At 55.4% G+C, this 25,304-nt stretch carries 23 protein-coding genes; 8 read left to right on the top strand and 15 right to left on the bottom strand.

Annotated features, from left to right (window positions below):
* Positions 1-102: 102 nt before the first annotated feature.
* The 6 genes from INT32_RS05045 to gloB form a co-directional block, all read right to left on the bottom strand.
* Positions 103-915 carry a ChbG/HpnK family deacetylase gene (locus INT32_RS05045; protein WP_193087648.1) on the bottom strand — a complete coding sequence of 271 codons (813 nt, stop codon included), beginning with the start codon at positions 913-915 and terminating at the stop codon, positions 103-105.
* A gap of 86 nt (positions 916-1,001) precedes the next feature.
* On the bottom strand, positions 1,002-2,138 hold the full coding sequence (locus INT32_RS05040; RefSeq protein ID WP_370540175.1) for a glycosyltransferase family 2 protein: 1,137 nt from the start codon (positions 2,136-2,138) through the stop codon (positions 1,002-1,004).
* Between the two features lie 254 nt (positions 2,139-2,392).
* Complete coding sequence (dnaQ, locus tag INT32_RS05035; protein ID WP_193087647.1) at positions 2,393-3,115, bottom strand: DNA polymerase III subunit epsilon; 723 nt, start codon at positions 3,113-3,115, stop codon at positions 2,393-2,395.
* Between the two features lie 12 nt (positions 3,116-3,127).
* Positions 3,128-3,910, bottom strand: a complete 783-nt coding sequence (gene fabI, locus INT32_RS05030) for an enoyl-ACP reductase FabI (protein ID WP_193087646.1) — start codon at positions 3,908-3,910, stop codon at positions 3,128-3,130.
* A gap of 103 nt (positions 3,911-4,013) precedes the next feature.
* Positions 4,014-5,762 (bottom strand): LysM peptidoglycan-binding domain-containing protein, encoded by a 1,749-nt coding sequence (locus INT32_RS05025; RefSeq protein ID WP_226816537.1) that lies wholly within the window; start codon positions 5,760-5,762, stop codon positions 4,014-4,016.
* Positions 5,763-5,772: 10 nt separating this feature from the next.
* On the bottom strand, positions 5,773-6,549 hold the full coding sequence (gene gloB, locus INT32_RS05020; RefSeq protein ID WP_193087645.1) for a hydroxyacylglutathione hydrolase: 777 nt from the start codon (positions 6,547-6,549) through the stop codon (positions 5,773-5,775).
* A gap of 49 nt (positions 6,550-6,598) precedes the next feature.
* On the opposite strand from gloB, the gene INT32_RS05015 reads away from it, so the two are divergent.
* Complete coding sequence (locus INT32_RS05015; RefSeq protein WP_193087644.1) at positions 6,599-7,387, top strand: methyltransferase domain-containing protein; 789 nt, start codon at positions 6,599-6,601, stop codon at positions 7,385-7,387.
* Positions 7,380-7,844 carry a ribonuclease HI gene (gene rnhA, locus INT32_RS05010; protein ID WP_193087643.1) on the top strand — a complete coding sequence of 155 codons (465 nt, stop codon included), beginning with the start codon at positions 7,380-7,382 and terminating at the stop codon, positions 7,842-7,844. Before INT32_RS05015 ends, rnhA begins: the two co-directional genes overlap by 8 nt.
* On the opposite strand, the gene INT32_RS05005 is transcribed toward rnhA, so the two are convergent.
* The 4 genes from INT32_RS05005 to INT32_RS04990 form a co-directional block, all read right to left on the bottom strand.
* The gene (locus tag INT32_RS05005) at positions 7,841-8,200 is read right to left on the bottom strand and encodes a VOC family protein (protein WP_193087642.1); all 360 of its coding nucleotides are present in this window, start codon (positions 8,198-8,200) and stop codon (positions 7,841-7,843) included. The two genes, rnhA and INT32_RS05005, sit on opposite strands and share 4 nt — an antisense overlap.
* Positions 8,201-8,293: 93 nt before the next feature.
* Complete coding sequence (locus INT32_RS05000) at positions 8,294-8,521, bottom strand: hypothetical protein (RefSeq protein WP_193087641.1); 228 nt, start codon at positions 8,519-8,521, stop codon at positions 8,294-8,296.
* Positions 8,522-8,535: 14 nt separating this feature from the next.
* Complete coding sequence (locus tag INT32_RS04995; protein ID WP_193087640.1) at positions 8,536-8,820, bottom strand: hypothetical protein; 285 nt, start codon at positions 8,818-8,820, stop codon at positions 8,536-8,538.
* A 276-nt stretch (positions 8,821-9,096) separates the two neighbouring features.
* Positions 9,097-9,450 carry a DUF1428 domain-containing protein gene (locus INT32_RS04990; protein WP_193087639.1) on the bottom strand — a complete coding sequence of 118 codons (354 nt, stop codon included), beginning with the start codon at positions 9,448-9,450 and terminating at the stop codon, positions 9,097-9,099.
* 382 nt (positions 9,451-9,832) lie between these two features.
* Between INT32_RS04990 and INT32_RS04985 the strand changes: the two genes are divergently transcribed.
* From INT32_RS04985 to INT32_RS04975, 3 genes are all read left to right on the top strand, one after another.
* Positions 9,833-10,483, top strand: a complete 651-nt coding sequence (locus INT32_RS04985; RefSeq protein WP_193087638.1) for a DUF3540 domain-containing protein — start codon at positions 9,833-9,835, stop codon at positions 10,481-10,483.
* 77 nt (positions 10,484-10,560) lie between these two features.
* Entirely contained in the window at positions 10,561-13,221 is a 2,661-nt protein-coding gene (locus tag INT32_RS04980; RefSeq protein WP_193087637.1) for a DUF2169 domain-containing protein, read from the top strand.
* Positions 13,218-14,282 (top strand): pentapeptide repeat-containing protein, encoded by a 1,065-nt coding sequence (locus INT32_RS04975; protein ID WP_193087636.1) that lies wholly within the window; start codon positions 13,218-13,220, stop codon positions 14,280-14,282. Before INT32_RS04980 ends, INT32_RS04975 begins: the two co-directional genes overlap by 4 nt.
* Positions 14,283-14,337: 55 nt before the next feature.
* On the opposite strand, the gene INT32_RS04970 is transcribed toward INT32_RS04975, so the two are convergent.
* Together INT32_RS04970 and INT32_RS04965 are read right to left on the bottom strand one after the other, a co-directional pair.
* Positions 14,338-14,709, bottom strand: a complete 372-nt coding sequence (locus tag INT32_RS04970) for a hypothetical protein (RefSeq protein ID WP_193087635.1) — start codon at positions 14,707-14,709, stop codon at positions 14,338-14,340.
* Between the two features lie 11 nt (positions 14,710-14,720).
* Positions 14,721-17,141, bottom strand: coding sequence for a type VI secretion system Vgr family protein (locus INT32_RS04965; RefSeq protein ID WP_193087634.1), 2,421 nt, complete (start codon positions 17,139-17,141; stop codon positions 14,721-14,723).
* A gap of 590 nt (positions 17,142-17,731) precedes the next feature.
* Here INT32_RS04965 and INT32_RS04960 point away from each other — a divergent pair.
* Positions 17,732-18,190 (top strand): hypothetical protein, encoded by a 459-nt coding sequence (locus tag INT32_RS04960; RefSeq protein ID WP_193087633.1) that lies wholly within the window; start codon positions 17,732-17,734, stop codon positions 18,188-18,190.
* Positions 18,191-18,739: 549 nt separating this feature from the next.
* On the opposite strand, the gene INT32_RS04955 is transcribed toward INT32_RS04960, so the two are convergent.
* Positions 18,740-19,672, bottom strand: a complete 933-nt coding sequence (locus tag INT32_RS04955) for an NAD(P)-binding domain-containing protein (protein WP_193087632.1) — start codon at positions 19,670-19,672, stop codon at positions 18,740-18,742.
* A gap of 226 nt (positions 19,673-19,898) precedes the next feature.
* On the opposite strand from INT32_RS04955, the gene INT32_RS04950 reads away from it, so the two are divergent.
* Together INT32_RS04950 and INT32_RS04945 are read left to right on the top strand one after the other, a co-directional pair.
* Entirely contained in the window at positions 19,899-21,071 is a 1,173-nt protein-coding gene (locus INT32_RS04950) for a DJ-1/PfpI family protein (RefSeq protein ID WP_193087631.1), read from the top strand.
* Positions 21,072-21,194: 123 nt separating this feature from the next.
* Positions 21,195-22,070, top strand: coding sequence for a LysR family transcriptional regulator (locus INT32_RS04945; RefSeq protein WP_193087630.1), 876 nt, complete (start codon positions 21,195-21,197; stop codon positions 22,068-22,070).
* 123 nt (positions 22,071-22,193) lie between these two features.
* Here the strand turns inward: INT32_RS04945 and INT32_RS04940 are convergent, their stop codons facing one another.
* Positions 22,194-23,939: an IlvD/Edd family dehydratase gene (locus tag INT32_RS04940; protein WP_193087629.1), complete on the bottom strand. Its 1,746-nt coding sequence runs from the start codon at positions 23,937-23,939 to the stop codon at positions 22,194-22,196.
* Between the two features lie 21 nt (positions 23,940-23,960).
* Positions 23,961-24,965 carry a tripartite tricarboxylate transporter substrate binding protein gene (locus INT32_RS04935; protein WP_193087628.1) on the bottom strand — a complete coding sequence of 335 codons (1,005 nt, stop codon included), beginning with the start codon at positions 24,963-24,965 and terminating at the stop codon, positions 23,961-23,963.
* Between the last annotated feature and the right edge of the window lie 339 nt (positions 24,966-25,304).

Genomic DNA, 25,304 nt, shown 5'->3' with positions numbered 1-25,304 from the left:
CGGGACCATGATCACCCCTTGCAGCAACACCTTGCCATGGCGGTTGCCCGCGGGCAGGATCCCGGCTCAGGCCGCGGCCTATATACATCACCCCCGCTGTGCTCAGGTAGGATGACGCACCAGGCGGCTGGTATGCGTAGCAAGCAAATGAATAAAGGCATCGCTTTTGAGAAATGCATATTCAGCTGTCCGTTGGGCGCCAATGGCATCGGCCGGGTCAACGCCATCGGCCGGATGACACATGATGACAATTCGCTCTCCCGCCCCGGCCAGCCACGCCTGCATATGCTGCTCGAAACGGGCGCTGCCACCGGTCAGCGCGTATACGCCGGCAAAATCATCGTTATAGGGAAAATCGATCCGTTGCAGGCGTCGGCGCAGCGCACTGCTTCCCAGCAGCGCGATCAGCCGCGCCTTCCATTGCAGCCCCCGGGCCAGTGATGCATTGCGCATCGCCGTCGAGCGCACCCAGAAATCATCACAATCGTAGCGCCGAATCAGCACATCCATCAGAGCGTCACGAATCTGCGGAAACTGGTGCACATGCTGATGACCGTCGAAAAAATCCGGCGTGCGTTTCATATGCTGCTCAAAAAGATCGCATTGGCGCTCAATTGAGCGCACCAGCACAACTGGATCCAGCTGGCGCAGCCATGCGTTCACAATAAGCCGTGACAGGGGCCGATGAAAATCATTATCCGGCCCCAGCTTCTCGGTAAAATTAATATGCAACCCGATGTCGATGTCCAGGGTACGCAACCGTTGTGCGCCGGCAGCCCACGCACCTGCCTGGGTCAGGCAACTGGTGGCGCTGATCCGGTGTTCTGCAGCCAACTGCAATACTGCACGATTGATATGCTCGTTCAAACCGAAATCATCAGCGCAGAGTATGACCTGTTTTTTCTTGCGTGCCATATGGCTCCCTGTCCCGGCTTGTTGTGTCGGCTTGTTGTGTCGCAGGAGCGATTGCCGATATCCCATCCTATCAGACAATACGAATGTCATAAACCGCCAGACAGCTCCCCTGCCCTGACAGTTGCCTCTTCGGCCATAAGACGGGGGTCAGACACGCGCGGGGAGCCCTGGGCCAGCCCCTGCCCCATTTGCCGGCTCACAAGATAAAGCGGGCGGCGTTTTACTTCTTCGTAGATATGCGCCACATATTCGCCCACCATGCCTACCGAGATCAGGATGATGCCCGCAAAAAAACTCTCGGCCACGATCAGCGTGGAATAGCCGCGCACCGGATTGCCGACCATCACATATTCAAATATGACATACAGACCATACAAGAGGGCCAGGCCAGCCAGCAACATGCCGCCGAACATGGCCATCCGCAACGGCCATGTCGTAAACGCCGTCAAACCCTGCAAGCCATGACCGACAAGACGAAACAGACTGAACCGGGATGCACCAAAGCGCCGCTCATCCGGCTGGTAATACACCGCTTGTGTGCGAAAGCCAACCCACGCATACAGGCCCTTCATAAAGCGCGTGCGCTCGGGCAACTGGCACAACGCCTGCACCACCTTGCGATCCATCAGGCGAAAATCACTGGCATCGGGCTCGATCCGAACCTTGCCGGTGCCTTTCATCAGAAAATAGAATAACCGAGTGCCAATGCGCTTGAGCAGCCGCTCATCGGCGCGCGCCTCGCGTACCGCATAGACCATATCGGCCCCCTGCTCCCAGTGCGCAACCATACGGGCAATCAGCGCGGGCGGATGCTGCAGGTCTGCGTCCAGCGTGACAACAACCTGGCCGGTAGCCCGCTCCAGCCCGGCGCTCAACGCCGCCTCCTTGCCAAAGTTGCGTGACAACTGCAGATAACGCACCCGGCTGTCACGCTGGCAGACATCGCTCATAAAATCCGGCGTATCGTCGGTGCTGCCATCGTCAACAACGATCATTTCCCAGCAGGCAAAGGCATCGCGCAGCAACACGATAAGCATGGGCAACAGGATGCGCAGACTGCGCGCCTCGTTCAATGCAGGAATCACGCAACTGACCGATGCGTCTGTCGCCCTGCGTATTTTTGCTATAGCAGGCTGCGCAGCAGGCATGCCGCCGGCCTTCGCCCGCTTATCGCCATGGCGCTCTTGCGGACAACGCCGCATATCTTGGTATCTGGTGTACACGGTCATCCCGATGGTAAAAGCACAGAAAACCAGACTATATGACCGTGGACGTTAAATTTCCGTGAAATTGGCGACAGTTGCTATCGCTGCCTGCTATGGACACAGGCAAGGCGCAAAAAGCAAGCACCCAGAGGAAGAAGAGACGAGTGACAGCAAACGAGCCGCAACCGGCAGTGCGCAACCATGACCCTGGCCAGCGCCGAGCGTGGCGCCGCCGTATCCATGCACAGCAAGGACGCGACGAGGACCGGCAATCAGGCAGCCGGGGCAGGCTCAGTCAGCTTGCGCCACAAACTAAGACCGCCTGCAGCCTGGTCCAGCCCATCCAGATAGGCAGTATGCTCGGCCAGCTCAGCTTCCGTGGCCACTTCCACCCGCAAGATGGTCGCATCAAATTGCGCCACCACCGGCTGACCTTCCTGCTGGCGCGGCTGATCGCTGTGCTCCATGACCAGGCCAAACTGGCCTCGGGTCATGGCCAGCCATACCTCGGCCAGCAGCTCGGCATCCAGTAACGCGCCGTGTAAAGTACGATGCGCGTTGGAAATTCCCAGCCGCTCGCACAGCATATCCAGACTGTTGCGCTTGCCTGGGTACTGCTCACGCGCCATGGCCAGCGTATCGTGAATCGCGGCGGCAGTCTTGTCGATAGACGGCATGCCCACCCGTGCAAATTCCGCATTCAGGAACTTAACGTCAAATGAGGCATTATGGATATAAATTTCGGTCCCTTGCAGGTACTCTAAAATCCGTGCCGCTTCGTCTTCAAACCGATTGAACTGCGATAGAAATTCGGTGGTCAACCCGTGCACCTCGAGTGCGCCGGGCGAACTGTCCCTGTCGGGATTGAAATAAATATGCAGATTATTCCCGGTGAACTGACGATCAATCAGTTCCACGCACCCGAGCTCGACGATCCGATCGCCTTCGGCCGGGTCAAAGCCGGTTGTCTCTGTATCGAGAATAATTTGTCGCATCGCCTGCTACCCTTAAGACATGCCTGGTACGACGGTAGAGAATCCGGCGTCCACATGCACAATTTCACCCGTGATACCTGCAGCCAGGTCCGACAGCAGGAACGCAGCAGTATTGCCCACATCTTCGATGGTGACATTACGTTTGAGCGGCGCATGAGCCGATACGAAATTAAGGATGGAAGAAAAATCCTTAATGCCACTGGCAGCCAGCGTTTTGATCGGACCGGCCGAGATCCCGTTGGCGCGCAGGCCTTCGCTGCCCAGGGCGGTGGCCAGATAGCGGACACTGGCTTCAAGCGAGGCCTTTGCCAGACCCATGGTGTTGTAATTGGGAACAACCTTCTCCGCTCCCAGATAGGTCAGTGTCAGCACGGATCCCTGGCGCGCCTTGAGCAATGGCAAAGCGGCCTTGGTCATGGCAGGAAAGCTGTACGCCGAAATATCATGAGCAATACGAAAGCCTTCGCGGGAAAGCCCGTCCAGAAAGTTGCCCGCGATCGCTTCGCGAGGTGCAAAACCGATCGAGTGTACCAGCCCATCGAGCCCGTCCCAGTGCTGCGCCAGTTGCTCAAAAGCAGCGTCAATCTGCGCATCTTCAGCCACATCACAGGGGATTACGATGGCGCTGCCAAAATCAGCGGCAAATTCGGTCACCCGATCCTTGAAACGATCTCCGACGTAGGTGAAAGCCAGTTCAGCTCCCTGCGCTTTGCATGCCTTGGCAATGCCGTAGGCGATTGAACGGTTCGAAATGACGCCCGTGACCAGTATTCGTTTATTTGCAAGAAAGCCCATTTGCTGTCCTAATTATTTTTCAATGATGGTCATTATAAAAAAAATGCGCAATGCAAAGGCATTGCGCAGTGATTCCGGAACATTTAGCATCAGTCCACGGCAATTAACCGCGGATTGCCGTTCCTGGCAGACGCAGACGCAAACCCGCTTTGAGTCCTTCGGTACCAATATTATTGAGTGCCTTTAGATCGTCAACCGTTGTGCCGTAGCGTTTAGCCAGCGAGTACAGGGTTTCGCCCTGCGTGACAAAATGCTCGGGGGTGCGCGCTGTCGTTGCTGCACGCGGACGGTAGGCAGCAGCACGAACTGCCGGCGCGGCCTGTTGGGCCAACACGGGAGCGCGCACTGTCGCGGTAGCCGGGCGTACAGCACCCTGATGGCTTGCTGGCGCCGCCTGGGCGACATAACGCACCGATTCACGATTGACAGAAGGATTGCCGGCCTCGTTCTGGGCAACCAGCGCGGCCAGCGGATCATCGGTTGCAGCAGGTGCGTTACGCGGCGCCGGCTGATTGCCACCCGCGTCCCACACAACCGGTGTCGCCCCGGATGTACTGCGGGTGTTGCTTGCTACCTGACGTACGCCAGCTGAAGCGCCGGATGTCTGACGCAGTGTCGATGTTGGCGCATTGCCCGCATAAGCGCGCGGTTCAACCACAGGCGCAGGAGCCGCCGGCGATACCGGTGCAGGCGTATTGTCAGCCAGCATGCTGTCAGAATCGCGTCGGTTGCCATCAGGCGCTGTTGGCGGCAGGCCACGAGGGACAATGGAGTCGGTATCGAAATCGCGCTGTACCGGCACCATCAGCGCGCGCGAGGACAGCGCAACGCGCTGACGCGACGAATAACCGTTAAGCGATTTGAGTTTGCTCAGAGAAATACCATGCGACTGGGCAATGGCGGACAGCGATTCGCCCGGCGCCGGCTGGTAACCTTTATAGGTGGCCAGCGGGCCCGTGTAACCAGCCAGGTTTTTCTTGTAGGTTTTTACTGCCGATACGGGCAGCAGAATATTGGGGTCATGCAAGGCCAGTAGCGTAGGACGATTGAAAGACGGGTTCAGTTCCTTGAAATCGGTCACGGAGATGCCTGCCAGCCGCGCCATGACTGCCACGTCAATATCCTTGGTACGTCGCACTTTCTCGAAATACGGTTTGTCAGGGATGGAAGGCAGCGTGATGCCATACTTGGCCGGATTGGCCACAATATTGCGGATGGCCATCAATTTGGGCACGTAATTACGGGTTTCGGAAGGCATCCTCAGATCCAGATAGCCACCGCCACCGGCCCGGTTTCTGGCGCGCTTGACTGAGCCTTCACCCCAGTTATAGGACGCCAGCGCCAGGTGCCAGTCGTTACCCTGGAAGGTATAAAGATAGGACAGATAATCGAGCGCTGCGCGCGTCGATTCCACCGGATCGCGACGATCGTCTTTCCACCAGTCCTGTTTCAGCTTGTACTGTGTGCCTGTACTGGGAATAAATTGCCACAAACCAGCCGCCTTGGAACGGGATAATGCCGTGGCCTTGTATGCACTTTCCACAAACGGCAACAAGGCCAGTTCGGTGGGCATATTGCGCTTTTCCAGCTCTTTGGTGATGTGATAGATATATTTGCCGGAACGGGCGGCCATGGTCTGGACCGATCCCGGACGGGCTGCGTAGTAATTGGTCCAGTAAGCGACTTTTTCATCCTGCAGGGTGGGCATATCGAACCCTTTGCGCACGCGGTCCCAGACATCGCGATTAGGGCCGTGGTAGTTGACCGTATCGCTATATTTGCCCCCGCCGGAAGAAGCGCAGCCGGTCAGCGCGACGACACAACCCACCAGAAAAAATCGTACTAAGTTCATATAGGCTTTCTCAGAATTGGTTTTTCCACTCACGTAATACTTCAAGCACATTCTCGGGGTGGTCCAGAGAATGACCAACATGCTGTTCGGCTGCTGTTATGACAACCGGTTCATCCGTTCGCATGAAAGGATTGGTTTTGAGTTCGTGTTCCAGCGATGTTGGAACGGTAGCCTGATTGTTGTTGCGCAATGTTTCTGCTTCGCGCTGCCATTGCTCCAGATCAGGGTTGTGCGGATCGACGGTACGTGCCCAGCGGATGTTGCCCAACGTGTATTCGTGAGCACAATAGACGGACGTATTGTGGGGCAATTTTCTAAATTTATCAAGGCTTTGTTGCATTTGTCTAGAATTTCCTTCAAACAATCTGCCGCAACCTGTCGCAAACAGGGTGTCGCCGCAGAACAGCACATTTCGCTCATCGACCTGCCCGAAATAGGCGATGTGGTCCAGCGTATGGCCCGGAACTTCCAACACGGTAAATTGCCCAAATATACCCAGATTGATGTGATCTCCTTGCCTGAGCTCGACATTGCGACAGGGGATAGTGGGACCAGGCGGCCCATAGACCGTGGCTCCGGAGTGTTGGACCAGCTCGGCCACGCCGCCGACGTGATCGGCATGGTGGTGGGTCAGGAGAATGTTAGTCAGGGTTAACCCTTGATCACGCAAGTAAGCCAGCACCGGGGCCGCATCACCGGGATCAACGACAACCGCCTGATCAGCCTGTACAATTGCCCAGATATAATTGTCGCTGAACGCGCTGATCGGCCAGATTTTTATAGTCATCAGATAGTCATCACTTTACTTAAGGCGCCGCATTTATACCGAGGAATCAGTGAAACAAATCCATTCGCGAATCATCAATCTGGCAGATTGGTTCAATACGGACCCGGGCCAGCGCGTCATTCAATGGGAATCATCAAAATTCGATCAGATTGTGGCCGACTCTTTCGGGTTCAACGCGGTTCAGGTCGGCCTGCCTGACTGGAATTTTTTGCATCATAACAGAATGCGCAGCAAAATCATTCTGACCGATGACAGCTTTAACAATTGCACCCACTACCCCAACACCCGATTTGTCCAGACGCAGTTGGACGCCCTGCCGCTGGCCTCCAACTCCATCGATTTGCTGATCCTGCCCCATATTCTGGAATGCGCCGACAACCCCCATCTGGTCCTGCGGGAAGCTGAAAGGGTATTGGTTCACGAAGGGCGCCTGATTATCTCGGGGTTCAACCCCTGGAGCCTGTGGGGCCTGCGCTCGCGCATGCCTGCACGCAAGCCTTGGATGCCGGTGGCCGCTTCGCGCCAGGTATCGATCACACGCCTGAAAGATTGGATGAAACTGCTGTCATTCGAGGTAGACCGGGGCTACTTTGGCTGTTACACTCCCGCCTGCCATACGGATCGGTGGCTGAATCGGTGGAACTTCATGAACCAAGCCGGCGATCGATGGTGGCCAGTCGCAGGCGCCGTTTACTTGCTGGCCGCAGTCAAGCGGGCCCATGGGATGACGCTGATCGGCCCCTCCTGGAAAGGCAAGAAGAAGAAAAAATTCGCCCGCGGCGAAGCCGCAATATCCCGCCGCGAAGTACGTCAGCTTTTTAAAGAACCTCATGGATAAACCGCAAGTCAATATTTGGACAGATGGCGCCTGCAAGGGCAACCCCGGCCCCGGCGGCTGGGGCGTACTGCTACGCCAGGGTCCGCATGAAAAAACCCTTTTCGGCGGCGAGGCGCAAACGACCAACAATCGAATGGAAATGATGGCCGTTGTCGAAGCGTTACGGGCGCTCAAACGCAGTTGCAACGTCACCTTGCATGTCGATTCACAATACGTAAAAAAGGGTATCTGCGAATGGATGGCCGGCTGGCAGGCGCGCAACTGGAAAACCGCCGATAAAAAGCCGGTCAAAAATGTCGATCTGTGGCTGTTGCTCAATGAGCAGATTGCCAGGCATGATGTCAGTTGGAAGTGGGTCAAGGGCCATGCCGGCGACCCGGGCAACGAGCGGGCAGATGCACTGGCCAACCAGGGCGTGGATCTGGTCAGGAAACAGAAACACTCAGTACAGGCTTAATCCTGCTGGTCTGACCACACCGCAAGCTCGTAGCCGTCCGGGTCGGCAAAGTGAAATCGCCGGCCACCGGGAAACGCGAAAACGGGTTTGACAACCCGACCCCCGGCCCGCTCGATGCGCTCTTGCATATGCGCCAGATTATCCGTATACAAAATGACCAGCGGGCCGCCCGGGCTGACCGGCTCGCCCTGCGCAAATCCCCCGGTAAAACGCCCGTCGGTAAACTCACAGTATTGCGGTCCATAGTCCTTGAAGGACCAGCCAAAAGCGCTCGCGTAGAATTTGCAAGTACGAACAATGTCCCTGACCGTAAACTCGATATAGTCAAGTTTTCCGTTTTTGTCCTGTGAGTTCATGTCTGACGCTCCCATTTAGCAAGGCATAGCGGGTCTCATACCATGTTGTAGTGGCTGTTGCCACCCTCGGTTGTGACGATTCCTGGGTTGTTGTCAGTCGCAGCCCATGCGACGTGCCCTTGCCCGATGCGCATCGGCACGCTGGTCTGCACTGTTGCGAGACAGGAAATTGTCCCCTGCTCCTGGCGCCGGCGCCATCATGATGCGTGAATTGATGCGTCCGCATTCTGCATTTTTTGAATGATCAGTGCCGGTTGAACATGCTGCGATCAACCCCAGCGCCATGATGCAGATCACGCGCCCTGCTGTATTTTTAAACATGGCTATCCTGTTTTTCAGCCGAACGTGCAAAGCTTTCTGACGCTTTGTGTCCGTAATTGCTGCAGGCGGAACTGCCCTGCAGAGATGGCGGCCTGCTTCTGGCTCTCGTCCGGTCCGAACAGGGCGTCGTTGCCGCGCAATTGATCGACCTGCAGGTTCAGTTTATCGCTTTCGCGTCCGATCTGCCTGCAGCTCATCGATTGCAATTGTGATTCAGTCAACGGGGCAACAACCGGCGGTGCGGCGCATGCAGCCAACAGCGAGCACGAGCCGGCAAGCAACAGCAGGGTTTTTCTCATAATGCAATATCCAGACAGATTGCCCGATTGCGCTGCATGACCAACCAATGGCAGAAACGCAGACACCAGGCGGGATTAAGTATCTGGTATTTTATAGGCTCCCCGCCGCTGTGTCACATACCAACAGCGATTGCGGGCAGAAAACCGACGACATCGCCATCGCGCCGTGTCGGCTTCCAAGAATATCACGCGCTGCTACCCCGCCCCGCGCTGCTGCACTGTAGGCAGCAAGAGCGCGACGACCAATGCAGCGCCACGCCGGCGCGGCAGGCGACCCTACACGTTCACAACCGGAACGAACCCACCGAATATCATGCGTTTGCCGTCAAAAGGCATGGGGTTAACGTCAGGCTGCATCCGCGGATCTTCCATCATTTTCTTCATGCCCTCGTCGTGCACCTCTTTGGAAGGCCATGTAATCCAGGCAAACACCACAGTTTCATCCGGCTTGGATTGCACCGCCATGGCAAAAGAGGTGAGTTTGCCATCGGGCACTTCGTCGCCCCAGCACTCAACAACACTCAACGCCCCCAGCTCCTTGAAAATCTCCGCAGCCTCAGAGGCATGTTTAATGTACGCTTCACGGTTGGCAGTCGGCACCGCAGCAACAAAACCATCGACATAATTCATGTGTATTCTCCGTTAGTTTGTGAGCGACAGACACTGTCGTCTACAGCCATAGTATGCGCATAATGCGCTGAAGCGAAAATAGGCTGATACGACAACTTCAGGGGAGGAATACGACAGTTGTCATAGCCAGCGAGTGGTACCGATGCCAGCCAGGCAACACTGCCGCCGCTGCCGCCATGCGAAGCGTCCCGTGGCACAGAAGCGCGCCGTCGTCGTATTCATGCCGCAACGCTCAATTACGTTGCCTTGCGTGAACCTCTCCGGTTATTTGTGCGATACAGATGCTGCAAAATGTAAAAACGGCGCTATTCATCAGAATGTCATATCCATGAAGTATTCAACCCTGACAATTGCATATTATTCATTTGACCGGAGAGAAGTCATGCTCGCCACACAAAAGCGGACACTCAGCTATGATCCAGTACAGCTTATCGGTACGGTTCAGTTGGTCGATGGCGCCCTCTTTACCGTCAACTGCGACGGAGTTGACTGGGTCTGCCAGCAGGCCCTCAGCTGCCTGATCGAGCCGCAAGTGGGCGATCAGGTCATCATCAGCGGCCCGGATCAGGACCGTGTTTATCTAATTGCTGTGGTCTCGCGCAGCAGCAATGCGCCGGTTGCCCTCAAAATCCGGGGAGACCTGGCCATCAGCAGTACAACCGGCAGTGTGTCGCTACACTCGGCAACCAGCACCCGGATAGCCAGCGATACCACGCTGACCCTCAGCTCTGCTCATTACGAACAGACGAACGACACAGCCAAACTTACGATTGGACAGATGTCATACGCCGGCGAAACACTGGAAGCCACTGTTGGCACAACCACCTTTTTCTCCAGTATTGTCAGTCTTATGGCCGATCGCATCAACAGCATCGCCCGACTCTGCTTTCGCCATATCAAAGAAGTCGACCATGTGCGTGCGCAAACCATTGATTACGAAGCAGACAAATTGACGCGAGTCCACGGCGGCTACACGACGCTAACGGCTCAGGACGTCATGAAAATCAACGGCGACCAAATCCATATGAGCTGACGCTCAACCTTGGTATAGCTAGCGCAGTCTTTCCTGCGCCCACTCCGGCTGCCTTTCTTTCACTCACACATCTGCCAATGAGAACTGTCAAACCCCTTCGCGTGGGCGTACTCACACGGCCCTACGGATATCTGGAACAAAGCCGTCTGGGTGTTCTGGTCTATACGCTGATTGATTTCAACGGCCCCACGCCCCGGCTGGTTCCCGAAGCTGAAATCACCACACATCTGCTGCCGGCGATGGACTGCAATAACATTCTTGACCTGATTCTGCCCAAAACATGTCCGGAATTTATTGTCAGTGGCACGGCCTACACTGCGCATCAGCAAGATAAAACACAATGTGCTGTGCGCGCCAAAGTAGGAGACAACGAAAAGAGTCTACTTGTATTTGGCGAGCGCTACTGGCTGGGCGATCGGATATCAGATCCACAATCCTTTGAGCAGATGCCGGTAACCTGGGCCAACGCATTTGGCGGAAAAGGCTTTGACGAGAATCCTGACGGCAAAGGCATCGACCGCGAACTTATCAACGGCGTATGGACAACGCGGCTGCCTAATATAGAGCTGCCAACGGAACGCATCTCTTCCAAAACCCAGCGCCCCAAGCCAGCTGGATTCAGTCCGGTCATGATCAACCGGCCGCGGCGTTATAAGCACGTAGGCAGCTTTAGCGAGACCTGGATGAAAACGGATATTACCGGCTTCTTTCCGGACATGGATACCCGCCTATTCAATGCGGCAGACGATGACCAGCACTGGACCAACAGGGACAGCCTGCCATTAGGCTGCGAGTTCTCTGTCTGGAACATGCACCCCGAGCAGGCATGCTGGACAGGAACAATTCCCGATTGGATTCCCCGGTGCTTCGTGAGTCAGCAGAACGACCATGGCGACGAAGATTTTCTACAGGTCGATTTGCAGCCGACGACGATCTGGCTGCTACCGGGGATTAAACACGCCATCATGATGTACCATGGTTCGACCGCAGTCGCGCAAACCTACGCCGAAGACGTACGCGCCATTATCGCCGCCATCGAACTGCCGGGACATGCCCGTGAAAAATCTTGGTACAAGGACATTTTTGATCTGCGCAGCGACATGGATACAGGCGCATTATATGCCCTGCGTGACAAAGATCTGGTGCCCAAATCGATCATGGGAGACTGGCTCGATACCCGGCCGGTCGACACAGGATTATTGCTGGAAAACGCGGGCAAACGCGAACAGCGTATTCGCACCGAAATCCGTGACAAATTGCTGGATACTGGCCTGGAACCATACAATATCATGCCGGAGTTCAGCGGCCCCCAGTTCCCTATCAGCGGCGAATATCTGCCGGAACTGCATGAACGCATGCAACGGCTGAAAAAAGCATCAGAACGACAGATTGATGAAGAAAAAAAACGTGTCAAAAAGGACCTTGCGGCAAACCAGGGGCCTGATCCTGCATTTACCAAGAAAATGCAGGACGTTGTAGACGGAAAGGTACCCGACTCTGCAGCACAGGACATGAAAGACGCCATGCTGCGGCTGGAGCAATTGCAAACCGAGATGGAAACACAATGGCAGGCAGGACATCAGTCGGGCCAGAAAAGCACTCCCGGGACACCGGACAGGGAGCAGTTAAATCAGACCAAACAACAGATAAAAAAGATCAATTTGTACTCGGCCCATCTTCTGCCGCAGGGTGTCGCTGTCACAAAACACATAGCCGATCAGAAGCGCGACGTGGTACTTGAACGCTATCGAAGTGGCATGGACATGCGTGAGCTGGATCTGTCTGGTGCAAATTTGTCTGGCCTGAACCTGACGGCCGCTGATTTCACCGGCAGCGACATATCGGATGCAGATCTGACCCTCGCCACACTGGATGGGGCTAATTTCAGTCGTGCTTTGCTGACACGGGCGGTGATTGAAAACACCTCTCTACGCGACGCCCTGTTCAGCGAAACCAATCTGGGCGCCACCACCCTGTTGCGGGCAGATTTCACCGGCGCCAGGCTCTCGGCAATGGTTTTGCAGGAAAGCACTTTTTCCTACTGCAACTTTGAGCGCACTCTTTGGGAAGACATCGTACAGACAACGCGCGCCACGTTCTCTAGCTGCCGCTTTGACAATGCGACCATCAACAAGACGATCTTTACTGAATCCAGTTTTTCCAACAGTAACTTTGCCCTGGGGCAGTTCTCACAAGTTGCATTCCAGGCCAATACACTTGAAAACATCACGTTTGAAAATGCCAAACTGAGCAGTATTGCTTTCGTTGCCAGCGACCTGAAAAACATAAGCTTCATGCACACTCATATGGAGGGTGCCTCCTTCACCTACAAACTGCAAATGGATACTTGCAGCTTCCGGGGAGCAAATATGAAAAACAGCTCGTTTAATCGAACAGTGTTAAACACCATTGATTTTTCCAATGCGGTCATACTGCATTGTGATTTCAGTGAGGCGCTTCTGCAAGCCGCAAACTTCACTGCAGTCAAAGCGACCGGCTCTATATTCAGGCGTACCGACTTGCGTCTTGCACGCTTTGTCGCTGCAGACTTAACCGGCAGCAACTTTCAGCAGGCAGATATGCGTGGAACTGATTTGCGCCGGGCCAACCTGTGCACCGCTGACGTATCAGAAACCCTTCTGGACGACACTTCGCGTACCCAGGGCGTGTTTCTTAAATACGCAAAGCTATATCCGTTGCGCAAACGGGCAACGCATTTCTGGGAGCAGCAGTCATGATGGATATTGCAAAGTTTCGTGAACTTCTGACCCTGTATGAACCTGTCGTACAAGAGGATTGCCGAAGACTGATTCTGGATGGATTCGATCTGAGCGGGCAGATATTTGAGAAAGTAGATTTTTCCGGCGCTTCGTTCAGGAACGCCGTTCTGACCGAAACGATGTTTTCCAAATGCGTGTTTGACGAGGCGGACTTCAGCAATACGAATTTCAACAAGGGCATGATATCGCACTGCAGCGTAAAGAACGTGTGCTTTGACCAAGCCAGCTTCACCGAGCACAATATTGTGTATAGCGACCTGACACAGACTACCTGGCGCAATGCAAAGCTGCAATCATGCTCCTTTTCCAGCGCCGACTTATCCAATGCAACGCTGCATCTGGAGGCGGCAGAAAAAACCACATTCCATGATATCCGTCTTGAAGGGACTGACTTTTCGGATGCCTATCTGGAACTTGTGATATTTTTCCAGAATGACTTGCGACAGTCCCTGTTTGAAAATGTATATTTCGATCGTGTTGTATTTACTGAATGCACTATGACCGGCATGGTGTTTGAAAATCTGACCTTTCACCAGTGTCCATTTACCCGCGCAAATATGGAAGCAGTGACATTCAGTGAATGTGAACTGACCATGTGCAATTTTCAAGGCACCAATCTACAACGCAGTATATTCCGACATTCAGATTGCACAAACGTATTACTTATAGAAGCGGACCTGACCCAGGCTGCATTTATTGCATGCCGGTTGCAGCAATCGATATGGATGAATGCGTTGGCCATAGACAGCGTCGTTCTGGACTGTGATATGACAGAAGCCATTCTTCATTATGCCAATTGCAAATCCGGCAATTTTTCAAATAGCAACCTGTCCCGTGCCGATTTTTCTTTCGCTAATCTGCAGCAGGGTCGGTTTGACGCAGTCCGACTAAACGATACCCTGTTTCATGGCGCCCTGTTCTCCGATGGAACCGTCCTGCGCTCACCGGGGGCAATCGCTCGCCAGCCGTATCTGGCCGAGTCGCAGGCGTGGAGCCTGGCCAACAAACTCAAGGACTGAACAGGCAACACTTCGTATACTGGACCGCAATCAGTCTGCCGGACAACCCTTGGGATCAGGCAAACACAAAAGTACGATTCGGTGACGGGATGGCATTGAGTGACGCCACGCCGTTGATAATATTGCTCAGTCCAATAGACGTCCATCGACACACTGGCAGCGCACCCGAAAACACACGAAAACTGACGTTGATGAATTTGGTGGAAAAACATTTGACCACCGGTACCAACACCCCAAGAATACCGCTCTCATTTGCCCAGGTAATCATCGTCGGTAACGGACAGCACTCCAAATCCAGCCCAGGGGTAAATACGCGTGAAAGCGGATTAGGTATCATTGTTAACTTTGGGCCAAAGTTGGGCCGTGGGCCCAGCAGCATGATGTCGACGATTGTCGCGCAGGAGCCGACACGGCCTTGAAGTATCATTGCAAATCTCCTTATAGAAGTCCGAGAAAACCAAAGATATGGGTACCCAGCCCCTTTAGCTTGACGTCCAGCCCCCCGGTGTTCAACTCAGCACCGTCGGCTTTCATGGAGCCCGCACTCAAATCGACTTTCATGACCTGAAAGGAAAATTTGACAGCAGCCAGATTCAGGTTGAGTGCATCGGCAGAAAACGCATAGGCACGGTAGTTCGCAATCATGGCCGCCATCGTCGTTCCTGCAATATAAGTGGCAGACCTGGTCGAACCCTCAAAGGAGTCGTGACCCGTCACGCTGGTTTCCCGTCCGGCTTTAAAGGTATTCTTGGCGTGAGCGGTAACGATACGCTCTTCCTGCGCAGTGGCCTTGATTTTGTAATTTGCGCATAGAATTTCATAGTCCTGACCCGATACGTCGTAATAGACTTTGCCGCTATGTTTGGATGTATATTCCGCGCCATAGGTATGGTCTGCGACACCCTCAACTTCAACCGTCTCGGTATCCGTCACGGTGCGCTTGAGCGTGCCGTCATACATGAGATCTGTAGGACCGGTGACCGTCTGATTCAGGCTGGTGTTGTACTTCTGGATCTCGGCATCGTCGATTGTCTGAGTGTGCGTACCTGTTACATGATAATCCTCGAGACCGTTTATGTAGACAGTATTGTCCCCTCCCTCAACACGGAATTCATTGTCTCCAGTCAGGATTTTGGTCACCGCGCCGTCCTTGATATTGTCGGCCAGGCCGGCGCTGGTGATCTCCCGATGAACACCGGCGTCGAACGTTTCCTTTTCATGCCCGATAATATGCGTGGTGCGCGTTCCCGTTACGTCCCGGGTCTCGGTCTCGCCCACAGTCGTCTTCAAATTGGCGCCCACTGTGACCGTCATATCACGCACCACGTTCAGCAGCATGTCCAGCTGGGCACGCATATCCACCAGCTCCTGGCCCAGCTTGTCTTCGAAGATCATCTGGTTGCGCATGCTGGGGTCGCCGAATACGGACTGGCTGCGAAAACCGCTTTGCGTCGCATTGGCTGGCAGCGACACCGGCGGCATGTTCTGCGCGTTGTAAACCCGTCCCAGAATGACCGGTCGATCCGGATTGCCGCCGATGAAATCCACCACCACTTCATCATTGATACGTGGCAATTGCAGTCCGCCAAACCCGCCGCCCGCCCACGGACTGGACACACGAATCCAGCAGGAGCTGTTTTCGTCCCCAGTCGCCTGGCGATCCCAGTGGAACATGACCTTGATGCGGCCGTACTGGTCAGTCCACAATTCTTCGCCGGCCGGACCCACGACACGGGCCGTTTGCGGCCCGCTGGTTTTGGGCTGCGGCGTCACCCGAGGCGCGCGAAATTGAATATTGGATGGCAACGCGCGAAAGATCACTTCAAAATGATCCTCTTGCTCAGTACCGGAGGAATAACCGGCCACACTCATATTGTAGGTGACGGATACGCAAAGGTATTCGCGATTTTCGGCACGGCGCGGATGATTGCGCAGTTTGAAGAGACGTCCCGGTTCAACGGCGCGGATATTGCATATGCCGAGCACCTGCTCTCTTGCTCCCTGTATTTCCTGCAGCCGCAGGCGAGCATATTTTTCACCGTGGTCCACTTCCTGGTAACCGCCCTGCCACTCGTAGATTTCCAGCTTGTCTGTATTGGCTGCTTCGGCATTCTTGCTGGTCGAGTCCAGTCGGGCACCAGGCTTGCGAAAATCGTAGTCAACCGTCGCGTAGCCGCCGGGCGTGATCTGCGCCTGCACATGCCAGTCCGATACGAACTCTTCGTGCGCAAGCATGTGCATCTGGCCATCGTAGAAGGTATAGGTATCGTAGCCCGGCGCCGGCTCGTGCGTTGACATATCATCTGTGAGCACTAGCGTGTGCTGGCCGTTCTCATGACGAAACCAGTAATAGATGCCCTCATGCTCCATCAGTCGGCTGACAAAATCAAAATCCGATTCCTGATACTGCACGCAATATTCCCAGTCGCGGTAAGACTCGGTCAGGTTATATTCCACCGCAAAGCTATAGGTGCCCAGCACTTGCTTGATAATATCCACTGCCGACTTATTCTGGAAAATACGATTGTCCCTGGACTGGGTCAGATACCACAGGCTAGGCCGCACCGTAGCGCGATAAACATAATATTCGGAATTGAGCAATTCACGGCCAACCAGCTCGAACCGGATAATCTGGCCATTGAGGTAATGCGGTGCGCCACCGGCGGTTTCCACCTGCAGCGTGAGCGGCTTGCCCAGTAGAGACCGAACGTCCAGCATATAGGTCTTGGCAACCAGCTCGACATTGAACTCAAATAGTTCCGACAGTCCGGCCTGCCCTTTCATGCTTTTGAAGTGCAGCACTTCGGGCATGGGCGTATGCGCAATGACGGGCCGGTTCTGTAACTGAGGGATATCCATGTTCATCTCTCGCGTTGGATGCGTTCGGGTCGATCGAAATAGGGAGCGAATTTGCGGGTATGAGCGGTGCTCACTTGTGATCAGGGCTGCCAGTCAAATGGGCCACTGTCCGAAATGGTTAATATTCAGATAGTTCAGTTGCTTATTGATCAACCTGATCGGGATACGACAAATCATAGGCAGGCTTTATGTCAGGATGATTACCTGAATAAGTCGGCATGCCTGCCTCGTGGCATATGTCTGGCGTCAAACGACCATATAACGGGCTGACGGCGGTCCTGCATGGCTCTTGCGGAACATATTTTTACATTTGAAATATTTTTCAATAGCGCAAATGAGGCATAAAAGCAGCATCCGCTTTCGCAGTGAGCAAGGCGCTTGTCGCATCATTAAACGGCTCTGTTCGTTTGCCCCGGCCAAAACCCGCGGGAATGACTTGGTCCGTTCGGCAGCGGCCGCCTGCGCTCTAACGGTAATACGCGCTGTTATTATTTCTGTCATACGATTGAAGTAATATCATTCAGTAGTCGCGAGTATTCCTATTTCTTACAACCATTGCCGTGTGCAGATAGTGCTGTGAACTCATGTTTATGTCCAACAAAAAAAGTGCAGCAAGCCTGGGTTGGCGATTATTCGCCCTTTCCTGGATTCCCTTTATCGGCATCTTTTCCTATGTGTTCTACCCGATAGAAGAATGGCTGCCCCCTGTTTCGATATATTGCCTGGTGATCTCGATGTGCACGATGATCAGCGGCATCGCATTGATTCTTGTGTCGCTGTCCTCGGACGCCAGCGATCATCGCCGGATCCGCCAGACGGGTGAGCCAGGCCAGGCCACGATCCTGTCGGTGGAAGATTCGGGAACCCGGATCAATGACCATTTTGTGCTGAACGTGGGTGTTCGCATTGCACCGGCATTCGGGCCGGCCTTTGAGACGGTCTGCAGCCAGGTCATTCCAATCTACCATATGGCGAAAATACAAAAAAACAATACGGTAAACGTGCTGTATCTGAAAGACACGCAGGAAGCGGTCATTGATTTTGAGTGATGCATTGCCGGCAGACTTGGGTCCGATTCCAATTGTGAGGTTTACGCCCGACTGCGATCAGATCCGGATCTATTCAGACGGAAAACGGGCAAGCGCGCAATATGCCGAATTGCTGAGAGACAGAGTGAAGAAAAAAGCGCGGGATGCCTGAAAAAAACGTGGAAAAGCACGGCAAAAAAAAGACCTTTAACACCTTCGACAGGCCCTGCTTGCTGCGTATGGGATTTGAGCCTGCCTCCGGATTAAAGGTCCAGGCATAATAGTAGCGCCCAGTCAAAAACCCGACATTGATCTGGATAAATTTTTTGTACATTTTTTATGTATGAAAACCGCGAGCCGGGATGCTCACCCTCAGGTCTGCAGCCGGACAGGCAACCTGAGCCCAGCAGTCGACACGCGGCCCCCGACCCCAGTAAGCAAGAGGGATTCGCCGGCCCGTCGCAAGCACTGGCCACGGCGCCGGCTCGGCCCACCGATCCCGAACCCGGTCATCCTGTCACGAACACTGCCTACAGGCCCGGCCACAGGACGATGGCGCCGGCGGGTTGATCAGGCCACGCCCTCCCAGGCCTGCCGGATCACAGTGGCACTGGCAGCCAGCGCATCTTGTTCCCTTGTCGACAGTGCCGGCATATAGGTTTCCAGCACCCCCTCCTTGCCAAGCAACGACGGGAGCGACAGCGTCGTCTCATAGGCTTCAATATGAGACCCAATGGGCACGACCAGTTTTTCATCGTTCAGTATCGTCCTGGTAATATGCGCGGTGACCATGCCAATGCCCAACTGGCTGGCGCCGGTGCCTTCAATAATGCTGATATTGGCAAACCTGACTTCTTCTTCGATCTTTTTCTGGAATGCTTCGCAATCCTTTTCATTGACATCCAAAACCCGCGCCAGCGGCACACCGCCGATACGTACGCCGGACCAGATAAACACCTGGGAAGTCCCGTGTTCGCCCAGCACCATGGCTTCAACGGACGCAGGGTGTACGCCCGCGTGACGGGCAATATGAAAGCGCATGCGCTGGGAATCGAGCAGCGTTCCTGAGCTGATCACATGCGCTGCGTTGCTGTAATGGCGTGCAACCTCGGCCAGCGGGTCCGGCGGATCGGTCACGACCAGAATGATGGCCCCAGGCGCCACCGCATTGATTTTCGGGATAATGTCCTGATAGATTTTTGCATTATCATCCAGCAGCCGCAAGCGACCGGCGTCATCGCTTCGGTCCGTCGCCCCGCCCGTTTTCTCGTTCACACCCACGGTTACAATGACAAGCCTGCACTGGTCAAGATCTTCATAGTGACCTGCCCGCACATGAACTGCCGGCAACAATGTGGTTCCGTACTGAATGTCGGCTACCATGCCCTGGGCCCGTTTGTGATTGCGATTGACCAGAACAATCTCGCGCGCTCCGCCCCCATAGGCCAGGGACATCAAGCAGGCACGTCCTACCGCACCTGCACCGATCAGACCGATCTTCATACCGTATCTCCGTTGATTTACGCTAAAAAAAGCAATCTGCCCAGTTTATCGCAGCTACACATAACGGGTGTATGCATTCGTGGTAAAACACAATTGAATAATGAATAATATTGAGCATCAACCCGTCTTTTATGCATCGGGCCTGCTGTCCGCTCAGGCAACTGGCAGGCCCGAGAGCCGATTTCTATTTTGATCAGCACTGTTGCTGAGCGCAGAGGTCACTCCCATGAAACTCCGTATTTTTATGCTGGTTGTGATTGGCATTGTCGCCTTCTCGATAGTGGCAGGTGTAATCTGGCTGCTAACCCTTCCCCTGCCAGGCAGCCATCCTGCGTTGCCCGGACTTGATTCGCGCGAGCATGAAACAGCAATGGCAGCCCTTGCTCCGCCAAAACGCCAGCGCCCACTGATTGCCGTTATCGGTCTTAACGACGCCACCGAAACCACAGACTACCTGTTGCCCTATGGCATTCTCAAACGTGCCGGCATCGCCGACGTCATGGCACTTTCCATGAAAGACGGACCGGTCCGGTTATATCCGGCGCTGACAGTCCGGGCCGATGCCACCGCTGCGCAGTTTGATCGCCGCTACCCCACGGGCGCAGACTATGTGATTGTACCGGCGATGAGCCGTGACGATGACCCCGCCGTCATTGCGTGGCTGCGCCACCAGAAAGCCAAAGGCGCGATCATTATCGGGGTCTGTGCCGGCGCAAAGGTCGTGGCCGAAGCCGGGCTGCTCGATGGCAGGCGCGCCACAACCCATTGGTATTATCTGAACGCGCTGCTGGAGAATCATCCCGATATCGATTATGTGGCCAACCGTCGATGGGTGGTGGACAATGGCATTGTCACCACAACCGGCATCACGGCCTCTATGCCGACCATGCTCATGCTGATCGAGGCCATCGCCGGCCGCCAGACGGCACAGCACGTTGGCCAGAATCTGGGCGTTGCGCAATGGAGTGCGGCGCATGATAGCCAATCGTTCCGGTTCACCCGCCCCTTTGCCCTTACCGTCATTGAAAATACGCTGGCGTTCTGGCGCAGGGAACAGTTGGCTCTGCCGCTGCACACGGGCATTGACGAGGTATCGCTGGCACTGGTGGCGGATGCCTGGTCACGCACCTATCGCTCGCACGTAGCCACGTTCGCTCCCGATCGCAGCGCGATCGTCTCGCGCAATGGCATGCAGATCATCGCCGACCGCGCCGCTACAACGTCGGACAATAACACAGGCGTCACGATGGTCGACATGGCGCATCCGGCCACCGCGCTGACCGGCACGCTTGAAGCAATCGGCAAGCGCTATGGCTTGCCGACAGCCAGCGTGGTGGCGATGCAGCTGGAATATCCTTGGCCGGCAGCCAGGCCTGATCACAACACTGATCGCAACTGAACAAGGCCACCGTGGCCGGCCCGTGTGCAGCCTGAGCGCAGCGCCGGCTTACATAATAAGGAGTTTGAATGCGCAGCCAGCTTTATCATCCATCGTCCACGAACCTGAAATGGCATAAAAATAATGGATATTAATTACCTGCAGAGTTTCATCACCGTTGTCGAAGCCGGCTCTTTTGCCGAAGCCGGTCGCCGGCTTGATCTGACCTCCGCGGCGGTTGCCGCGCGCATCAAGGCCCTGGAAGACGACATGGGCGTAGAACTGGTCCGCCGCTCGGGTCGATCGGTCAAGCCCACGGCAAGCGGCATGCGGATTATCGAGAGTACGCGTTCGGTCGTCAGGCAGATCAGGGATATGCGCGCCATGGCGATGGACAGAAACAATCAGGGCGAACTGCGTCTGGGCTGCTTTGTCTCTGCGCTGACCAATATCCTTCCACCTATTCTGAAGCGCCTCTATGACATTTATCCCGAAGCGTCTGTTTTTGTGACGCCGGGCGCCTCAATTGAGCTGTGTCGCAAGGTCGCGGTCGGCGAACTGGATGCGGCCATCGTGGTCGAACCGCAGTTTGCCGTGGCAAAGCATTGCATCTGGCAAAAGTTCATGGAAGAACCCCTGGTGGTGATTGCCCCTACGCATATGCTGGGTCGCAACGCCCATGATGTCCTGGCCAGCGAACCCTTTCTTCGCTATGATCGCAGCGTTTACGGCGGACAACTAGCCGATCGCTATCTGCGTGACCACGACCTGCACCCCAGGCAGCGCCTGGAGATCAACAGCCTGTCCTCGATTGCCGTCATGGTACACGAAGGGCTGGGCGTCTCATTGCTGCCGGACTGGTCTGCCATGTGGCAATCGCTGGATATTGTACAGATCAAGCTGCCGGGCAGAACGCTGGTCAGGCGCAACGGGCTGGTCTGGAACCAGCATGGGCATCATGCCAGGCTGGCCGCCTGTATCCATGAACAGGCCCGGGCTGTATTTGGTGCGGGCAACTGATGCTGGCGCCCCTGGCCAAGAAAGATGACGCTTTGCCGCATGCTGCAGGATTCCGAATCCATGTGCTGCGGCGCCAGGCTGCTGTGGCGGGACACTGCAGCCTGGACCTGGCGCGACGCTGAATTAGCGCGGCACCGTGCCTTTGGTCTGCGGCGCCCGCAGAAAATCGAAATCCACGCCCTTGTCTGCCTGCGTTACCGTGTCCAGAAACAGCTTTTTATATCCGCGCTCGGCGCTTGGTACCACCACCGGCGCTCGCTCGCGACGCGACGCCAGCTCCTGCTCGGATACCAGCAGGGATATCTCGCGCCGGCTCACGCTCAGGCGAATTCTGTCGCCATTTTGTACATAGGCCAGCGGTCCGCCGATGGCCGACTCCGGTGTGACGTGCAGCACGATCGTACCGAAGGCGGTGCCACTCATACGCCCATCGGAGATACGCACAATATCCTTCACCCCCTGGATCGCCAGTTTGCGGGGAATGGGAATATAACCGGCCTCCGGCATGCCCGGTGCACCCTTGGGACCGATGTTTTTAAGAACAAGAATATCATCGGCCGTCACGTCCAGCTCATCCGAATCGATACGCAACGCCAGGTCTGCGGCGTCTTCGAACACCACCGCCCGCCCTTCGTGTTCCATCAGGCCGGCATCAGCCGAAGACTGCTTGATAATGGCACCGCCCGGCGCAAGATTGCCTTGCAGCACAGCAATCCCGCCTTGCGGATAGATTGGTTCGGCAGCGCTTTTTACCACAGTCTGCGCAAACCCGGGGCCGGCGCGTTCGATTTCTTCACCCAGGGTGCGGCCGGTGACGGTCAACGCATCCAGCTTGAGCAACGGCTTGAGCTCGCGCAGCAGCGTAGCCATGCCGCCCGCCTTGTGAAAATCTTCCATATAGTGCTGGCCCGAAGGTTTCAGATCGAGCAGCACCGGCGTGTCCTTGCCCATGCGATCCAGCGCCTGCAAGTCGATATCCAGACCGACCCGTCCGGCAATGGCGGCAAGGTGCACAATGCCGTTGGTGGAGCCCCCGATAGCCAGCAACACCCGCATGGCGTTTTCAAATGCATCGGGCGTCAGGATTTTATCGATCGTCAGCTTGTCGTGCGCCATCTGCACAGCCTGGGCCCCGGTCAGCTCGGCAATGCGCATGCGATCTGCTGTCACGGCCGGCGGACTCGCGCCGCCTGGCAAACTCATGCCCAGCGCCTCACTCAGACACGCCATGGTGCTGGCGGTCCCCATGACCGAACAGGTGCCCACACTGGCGACCAGTTGATTATTCACATCTGCAATTTCCTGGTCGTCAATCTCCTGTGCCCGATATTTACCCCAGTAGCGGCGACAATCAGTACAGGCGCCCACTCTTTCGGAACGGTGTGAACCGGTGAGCATGGAACCGGTGACCAGTTCAATCGCCGGAATGCCTGCCGAGGCCGCACCCATCAACTGAGCCGGTACTGTCTTATCACATCCGCCAATCAGGACAATCGCGTCCATCGGCTGGGCCCGGATCATCTCTTCGGTGTCCATCGACATGAGATTGCGCAGGTACATGCTGGTCGGATATGAAAAGCTCTCATGAATGGAGATCGTGGGAAAGTCCAACGGCAGGCCGCCAGCCAGCATGATGCCCCGTTTGACCGCTTCCAGCAGTTGAGGCATATTGCCATGGCAGGGGTTGTAGGCGCTGCCGGTATTGGCAATGCCTACAACCGGACGGGTCAGCGCCGAATCCGAGTACCCGGCGCCCTTGATAAACGCTTTTCTCAGGAACAGAGAAAAACCATTGTCGCCATAACTGGTCAGGCCTTTTTTCAATCCTGTTGCTTCGGGTTGGTCATCCGACTGGTTGCGTCTGGACATGTTGCTTTACCTCAATTGTGATTAGCGGGTGGTGATATTGCCGTCTTTGATAACTTTGTCCCACAGGGCAATCTCTGCCTTCAGGCGCTCTGCCGAAGCGTCGATACTCAGGGGATCGGCATACACCCCTTGCTCCAGCAATTGTTTCTTGACTTCATCCTTGGCCAGTGCCGTAGTCAGTGCTGCGTTCACCTTATCGAGTATCGCCTTAGGCGTACCGGCCGGCGCCATGACGCCAAACAGGGAGCTGACATTGTAATTGTCATAACCTTGTTCCTTGGCGGTGGGAATATCAGGCAGCATGGAAATGCGCTCGGGCGTCAACACAGCCAGTGGCCGCAACTGTCCCGATTTGATAAAGCTGATGGCTGCCGGTACAGTTTCAGTCATGACCTCAACCTGCCCGCCAACCAGGTCCGTCATGGCCGGACCACTGCCGCGATAGGCGACATGCACAATATTGACGCCTGCGATCTGCTTGAATAATTCCATGGCCATGCGTTGCGGCGCACCGGCGCCGGAGGACGCAAAATTGAGCTTGCCTGGGTTCTTTTTGGCGTTATCTGCCAGCTCCGGCAAAGTCGATACCTTCAGGGACGGATTGGCCACCGCAACCAGCGGCACCGAACCCACTACACCCACTGGGGTCAGGTCTTTTTGCAGATCGTAGCTCAACTTGCCTTTTTCCAGTATGGACATCACCGAATGCGACGTTAGCGCCCCCATCAGCAGTGTGTAGCCATCCGGTCGGGCTTTGGCAACTTCGACCGCGCCGATATTGCCGCCGGCGCCGCCACGGTTTTCAATCACCACTTGGGCACCAATCTGGTCACCCAGATTTTTGCCCACAATGCGCCCGATCACATCGGTCGCGCCACCCGGCGGATATGGAATGATCAGCCGGATCGGCTGATCGGGATACGTTTGGGCATGCGCGCCCGCAAACGGTGCGAGCGCCAACGGGCTGCCAAGCAGCAGACAGGTCGCCACACTGGCTGCCCTGCGGTGAAATCTGGTCATGAACATATCTTGTCTCCCGATTATTGGTATGGGTTGCTTGTGCTTTTTGTGAACTTGTGCGGCCTTGTCACCGGCCCTGCATGGGATGCCGACAAGGTTTCACCATCAAGGCGCCACTGCGAAAGGAGCGCTTTGACGTGTCCGCCTGGCCAGAGGCGCACAGCACAGAGCAAGGTGCAGTATGACAAACGAAAAGCCAGCGACAACCAAAAAATTTTTTGTTTTATCTATAAAAATTGCACACCAATCGCCTTTGTGGGCGCTGCCGGAAAACCCAGGATTGACCGTAAGCGGGCCCGTCTTGCCGACAATGACAAATCCGCTGCCAGCAGCGGGTTTACGTTA

The sequence above is a fragment of the Advenella sp. FME57 genome, assembly GCF_014897675.1.
Lineage (GTDB): Bacteria > Pseudomonadota > Gammaproteobacteria > Burkholderiales > Burkholderiaceae_B > Advenella.
This window is presented reverse-complemented; position numbering and strand designations above follow the sequence as displayed.

Coding starts and splice junctions, on each gene's coding strand:
- INT32_RS05045 (WP_193087648.1), bottom strand. CDS start 915: ATGGCACGCAAGAAAAAACAGGTCATACTCTGCGCTGATGATTTCGGT.
- dnaQ (WP_193087647.1), bottom strand. CDS start 3,115: ATGCGACAAATTATTCTCGATACAGAGACAACCGGCTTTGACCCGGCC.
- fabI (WP_193087646.1), bottom strand. CDS start 3,910: ATGGGCTTTCTTGCAAATAAACGAATACTGGTCACGGGCGTCATTTCG.
- INT32_RS05025 (WP_226816537.1), bottom strand. CDS start 5,762: ATGAACTTAGTACGATTTTTTCTGGTGGGTTGTGTCGTCGCGCTGACC.
- gloB (WP_193087645.1), bottom strand. CDS start 6,549: ATGACTATAAAAATCTGGCCGATCAGCGCGTTCAGCGACAATTATATC.
- rnhA (WP_193087643.1), top strand. CDS start 7,380: ATGGATAAACCGCAAGTCAATATTTGGACAGATGGCGCCTGCAAGGGC.
- INT32_RS05005 (WP_193087642.1), bottom strand. CDS start 8,200: ATGAACTCACAGGACAAAAACGGAAAACTTGACTATATCGAGTTTACG.
- INT32_RS05000 (WP_193087641.1), bottom strand. CDS start 8,521: ATGTTTAAAAATACAGCAGGGCGCGTGATCTGCATCATGGCGCTGGGG.
- INT32_RS04995 (WP_193087640.1), bottom strand. CDS start 8,820: ATGAGAAAAACCCTGCTGTTGCTTGCCGGCTCGTGCTCGCTGTTGGCT.
- INT32_RS04990 (WP_193087639.1), bottom strand. CDS start 9,450: ATGAATTATGTCGATGGTTTTGTTGCTGCGGTGCCGACTGCCAACCGT.
- INT32_RS04985 (WP_193087638.1), top strand. CDS start 9,833: ATGCTCGCCACACAAAAGCGGACACTCAGCTATGATCCAGTACAGCTT.
- INT32_RS04980 (WP_193087637.1), top strand. CDS start 10,561: ATGAGAACTGTCAAACCCCTTCGCGTGGGCGTACTCACACGGCCCTAC.
- INT32_RS04975 (WP_193087636.1), top strand. CDS start 13,218: ATGATGGATATTGCAAAGTTTCGTGAACTTCTGACCCTGTATGAACCT.
- INT32_RS04970 (WP_193087635.1), bottom strand. CDS start 14,709: ATGATACTTCAAGGCCGTGTCGGCTCCTGCGCGACAATCGTCGACATC.
- INT32_RS04965 (WP_193087634.1), bottom strand. CDS start 17,141: ATGGATATCCCTCAGTTACAGAACCGGCCCGTCATTGCGCATACGCCC.
- INT32_RS04960 (WP_193087633.1), top strand. CDS start 17,732: ATGTCCAACAAAAAAAGTGCAGCAAGCCTGGGTTGGCGATTATTCGCC.
- INT32_RS04955 (WP_193087632.1), bottom strand. CDS start 19,672: ATGAAGATCGGTCTGATCGGTGCAGGTGCGGTAGGACGTGCCTGCTTG.
- INT32_RS04950 (WP_193087631.1), top strand. CDS start 19,899: ATGAAACTCCGTATTTTTATGCTGGTTGTGATTGGCATTGTCGCCTTC.
- INT32_RS04945 (WP_193087630.1), top strand. CDS start 21,195: ATGGATATTAATTACCTGCAGAGTTTCATCACCGTTGTCGAAGCCGGC.
- INT32_RS04940 (WP_193087629.1), bottom strand. CDS start 23,939: ATGTCCAGACGCAACCAGTCGGATGACCAACCCGAAGCAACAGGATTG.
- INT32_RS04935 (WP_193087628.1), bottom strand. CDS start 24,965: ATGTTCATGACCAGATTTCACCGCAGGGCAGCCAGTGTGGCGACCTGT.